The following is a 3,909-nucleotide window of genomic DNA, read 5'->3' as shown; positions in this document are numbered from 1 at the left end:
GCCCATACACTTGCCGCGAATCGCGCTAAGGGCATCTTCGGTAAAAATTTTGTCAGCATCTACGCCAACGCGAGATAACTTATGGCGAATATACTGAGGAACATAAATCCCTAGCGGCTGCATCTTTATTTGATTACAGCGCCAGCTAAACTCACGAACGTGCTGGCCGCTTAGTTTTTTGGCAAGCTCCGACTGGCCAATCAGTACAATGCCCATCACCCGCCTAAACCCGTGCGTTAACTCCCAAATACGCTTGAGTAGCTTGATCACATCAGCGCTTAAATCGTGCGCCTCATCAATTACCATTAGATGTAAATGGCCGTTGTTGGCGCTTTCAATCAATGCCTCTTCTATTGCTGCATCACGCTCTTCAGCACTTGGTTTATGTTTGATTTGTAGCGCTCTACAAATAGCGGTAGAAATAGACTCTGCGGTTATCTTGCGGCGGTCTAATCGTGCAGGTTGGATCAAAATCACATCTGGATGATCTTGTTGCACTTGGTGTATAAAGGTGCGGCGAATAATCGTCTTGCCGCTTCCACACTCACCATAGAGTGCAATCATGCTGCCAGCGTTCGCGGCCGTTAGCATGTCTTCTAAAATAATACGGTGGGCATCAACCAAAAATAGGTCATCCTCGCTCGTTATCTCGTTTTCAAACGGGTCACGACGTAGTTTAAAAAACTTCTTTGCGTTAGCTGTTAGCATTTCAGGCTCCGGATCTTCATATTCAACTTCAGGTTGTGCGTTTTTGTTTGGCTCATACCAGGTAAACAAATCGGTTAGTTGCTCGCTGGTTGCACCGAGTTCTTTTAAATACTCTGCAATGGCTGCTTTAATCGCTTTGCTATCACAGGTTTTTGGCCAGTCGGCTTGTGTTGCTACACGGCTTAAGCTGGCTTTGCTAAAGGTCAGCCCTTTAGCGGTTAATGCTTTTACTACTTGGGCTTGCTTAACTCCCAGTACTTCAAACACATGGCTAAGCTTTGTTATTTTCAACTGCTATCTCGCTATCTTCAGCACTGGAGTCTCCACAATTCCTAGGTGCAACTGTTCAACAACCGCTGACACTTCCGTTTCAGCAATACTTTGGCCATGCAGCCAATCAATTTCGTTAGGACGCAGCGGCCTACCCAAACGCTGTGCTACAACCATGCGTAAATCGAGCGAGTCCAACACTTTGCCTTTGCGCTTGGGCGCTTCGCTGATTTGTTTCGCAATGGCATTATCTGGTTGAATGGTTTCGCCTTTTGGTGTGATCCGCGTTTCGTGCTCAACGTCTTTAAGGTGCGAGTGTGTAACGAGTTTGCCGCAAAATGGCGCAGCTTTGGCTTTTTTGGCTTTCTCTATCTCTTCATCGCTCATGTTGGGGTATGCCAACCTGTCAGCCGCTTTTATTGCCAACTGTGTTGCATTATCTGCGTGGTTTGCATAGCGTTCACCAATCACTGGCGCATCAATGCGGAATCCAGCAACGTCAAATTCAAGCGGTTTAACTTGGTGATACACCACATCGCCCAATGGGGTTTTTACACCCACCATTAAGTCCGGCGACTCACCCACAATCACAGGGCTAACTTCAACCGTCATCCCATTGAGAATGTGCTCAAGCTCCGAAACGTCATACACCAATTGAGAGTGGGTAACTGGGTGGCGATAGGTCACAGTTAAGTCACCTTTAACCTTGCGGGTTTCGCCCTCCTTGGTAAGCAGCAAGCGGCAAATTTGCTCGTCAGGCAGCTGGCGCAAACGGTGTCTAAACTCAGGCTGGTAAATCATTAACCAAACATCCAAGCGCGGCATTTTATGACGGCTATGTTTACAGTTTTGGTCTTTGATTTTGTTGGCGTTGTAAGCCTCCTGCCATGCCCATGCAGCCGCATTTAGCTCATCAACACTGTTAACTGGCTCCATCAACAAGCGGCTTTCAAACTGGGTTTCAACTAAATCATTGCCGTTTTCAACACTGCCTTTTGCACGGGGACTACCTGCTTTGTGCTCTTCACATTTCACCTGCAAACTCTTCAGCACATTTTTAATGGCTTTTGAGCTGTTGGCTGAGCCTTTATCCCATACCAACATTTCAGGCACACCCATCAATGGTGAGCCGTCATGTTGTGACCAACACCACATTAAAAAATCAAACAGGTTTGCCGTAGTCTCGCCAGCCGCTTGGTAATACTTAACACGCACAGCACCACTAAAATGGTCTGTTAACACGTAACGCCATACTCGTAGGTTTTTTATGCTGTCTAAATTGTCTGGTTTGTTAGCATAAAAATGGCTTTCATCCATGTAGGACTGGCACACCCCTTTAACTTGTCGGTTCTTGCGCTCAGGTGGGTAGTAAAGCAAGCAATAACTAGGGTCTACTTGGTGTACATGGTTTGGCCCTAAGCTTCTTAACTGCTTATGTGGAGTTGCTTTGTCTAGCATCTGAATACTGGCATGGTAGCGAGCTAGTACACGGCTGATCTGGCTTGTACTTACGCTTTCGTAGCCATTGGCTGCCAAAATCGACTTTGCCACTGGCACATGCATGGTGCGTTTACCGTTAGCCCTAACTGATTGGTTAAGTAGCGACACCATGACTTCAATCGCTTCATCACTCATGCTGGTTGTGCCTGCATCACTGCGTTTGGCTTTGCCACTTTGCCAGCCAAGCTTTTTGAGTTTGCGATATAGCGCGTCTTTGCTTAGGCCCAGTGTTTCACATGCCTTTTCGCGGATTGTGCCTTTTTGGCCGTGGTCTGCGTTGTCTAGCTGCTCAGCCCAGTACTCTAGAGATAATGCGTTCATTCCATCACCTCTGTGCCTTCAAAGCCCATTTCAGCCAGCCACTCACCACTGGGGCGCGCGTCATCCAGATCACCATAGGTGCGGTGTATTTCATTCCACACATGCGCGAGTTGAGTTAGTAAAATTTTGCTGTCGGCGTAAAACGCGGATTTAGCGGCATCGTAGGTTTTATCGTCAATCTTTACCGTCTCAAGCTGCTCACTGAGTACCAACATTTGGTTAAACCCTTCACGCACTTGGTTTTGGGTTTTAGCCAGCGCTTCAAAAAAGCTTTTGGCTTCACCTTTCCACTTCTCAGCTGAAAACTTTTTGCTTTCTAAGTCGGTTTTAAGCTTGATGATTTCTTCTTCTTTTTTGGATGAAGAATCACGAGACACTTTGAGCATGCGCTCGGTTGCGTCCAGCTCTTGAGTGATTTTCTCTTTTTCCTTAGCGTGCTTGGCTTTGAGTTCGTCGATTAGCTCTTTTACGGCTTCTTTATCACCTGCTTCAACGGCATCTGATTCAATAACCAATGTTTGATCTTCTTCAGGTAATTGACGTAAAGCTCTTAAGTCCCGATAACCAAGCTGCATACGTTGTGACTGCTCGAAGAACTCTTCTCCGAATTGTTGAAGATTCACTAATCGGTCATCAATAGTGCGTCTTGCCACACCCAACTTGTGAGTACAGTACTCATCCCAAGTGGCGACAGTCGCCACTTTTCCACTTTCATCAGAATAGACTAGCCCTTTATATGCTTTGGTTTCCTTAGCTTTTTGGAGTAAGCGTAAACTGGCGACAGTCGCCAGTTTTTGTATAAAGTCAAAAGCCTGTATTTGACCTAACTCAACTAATACTTGCTCTTTTGAAGCAAGCAAGTCTTTCCCGTCAACTAGGGCTTTCTCAACCGTCGGTGTTATATCTTTCTCGCTCATAACTACCTCAAAATACTGTAGTTGTTGTACTCTTGCTGTAAGTTGCGCAGTACGTTTTTCATGTTATGGTCTACCGTGTTACTCAGCTGCACTGGCTTTTTATGTAAGCGCCAGCGCTTTTCATTCCCCGGTAGGCGCTCAGCCCAACCCGCTTGTGCCAAATTTGCCAATATGCGCGTTACATCTGCTGGAC

3 protein-coding genes and 1 pseudogene are annotated in these 3,909 nt (G+C 46.4%); all 4 read right to left on the bottom strand.

The genetic code is table 11. The features are described from left to right. The coding region (locus L1271_RS24455) for an ExeA family protein (RefSeq protein WP_235369029.1) at window positions 1-999 on the bottom strand (999 nt) is incomplete at its 3' end. A gap of 3 nt (window positions 1,000-1,002) precedes the next feature. Further along, window positions 1,003-2,799: a hypothetical protein gene (locus L1271_RS24450; RefSeq protein WP_235369028.1), complete on the bottom strand. Its 1,797-nt coding sequence runs from the start codon at window positions 2,797-2,799 to the stop codon at window positions 1,003-1,005. Then, window positions 2,796-3,716: a hypothetical protein gene (locus L1271_RS24445; protein WP_235369027.1), complete on the bottom strand. Its 921-nt coding sequence runs from the start codon at window positions 3,714-3,716 to the stop codon at window positions 2,796-2,798. The genes L1271_RS24450 and L1271_RS24445 overlap by 4 nt, the downstream gene beginning before the upstream one ends. Window positions 3,717-3,718: 2 nt before the next feature. Continuing rightward, window positions 3,719-3,909 (bottom strand): annotated as a pseudogene (locus L1271_RS24440) (MarR family transcriptional regulator); the annotation flags it as partial.

This window comes from Pseudoalteromonas sp. OF5H-5 (assembly GCF_021530695.1).
Classification (GTDB): domain Bacteria; phylum Pseudomonadota; class Gammaproteobacteria; order Enterobacterales; family Alteromonadaceae; genus Pseudoalteromonas.
Note: the sequence above shows the minus strand (reverse complement) of the source record. Positions and strands in the feature narration are given on the sequence as shown.

Bases quoted from the DNA above. Each gene is read 5' to 3' on its own strand.
- L1271_RS24450 (WP_235369028.1), bottom strand. From the start codon at position 2,799: ATGAACGCATTATCTCTAGAGTACTGGGCTGAGCAGCTAGACAACGCA.
- L1271_RS24445 (WP_235369027.1), bottom strand. From the start codon at position 3,716: ATGAGCGAGAAAGATATAACACCGACGGTTGAGAAAGCCCTAGTTGAC.